At 42.3% G+C, this 440-nt stretch carries 2 pseudogenes; both read right to left on the bottom strand.

From position 1 onward, the window contains the following. A pseudogene (glcK, locus tag RVS70_RS22500) lies at nucleotides 1-309 on the bottom strand (glucose kinase GlcK); the annotation flags it as partial. A 10-nt stretch (nucleotides 310-319) separates the two neighbouring features. Further along, nucleotides 320-440: pseudogene (locus tag RVS70_RS22505) on the bottom strand (YqgQ family protein); the annotation flags it as partial.

The raw sequence follows: 440 nt of genomic DNA on the forward strand, positions 1-440 counted from the left end.
GGTCTCTGTCACCAAATGGTTTTTTAAAGCGTAATTATTCCATCCTAGATTTCCGGTTTCATAAACAACTCCTGCCGCCATATCTACAGGACCTGGTGCGCCCATTCCGATGTATTTGATGAGGTGCTTCGGTTTTTGCAGCTCATCCAGCTTGCTGTCGATTGTTTTTGCAATTGTAACGGTAATGGTGTCGCCGGTTTTATCCGTCGGGACTTCCCATTTATGCTGAATTTCACCATATCGATTAATAAAAGCGAGTTTAATCGTCGTTCCTCCCAGGTCAATGCCCGCAAACCAAATCTCATCCATGTTTATCACCTTAGCCTTTATAAAAATCTCTTAACGTTTTTTGTTTGTTCCAATTCTTTTCGAAGGACAGCTGCCGCTCTGGCCCACTGCTCCTTTTCAATCATGTGGTTCATGTATAATTCCTTTAATTC

The organism is Virgibacillus sp. M23 (genome assembly GCF_034190895.1).
Lineage (GTDB): Bacteria > Bacillota > Bacilli > Bacillales > Amphibacillaceae > Virgibacillus > Virgibacillus salarius.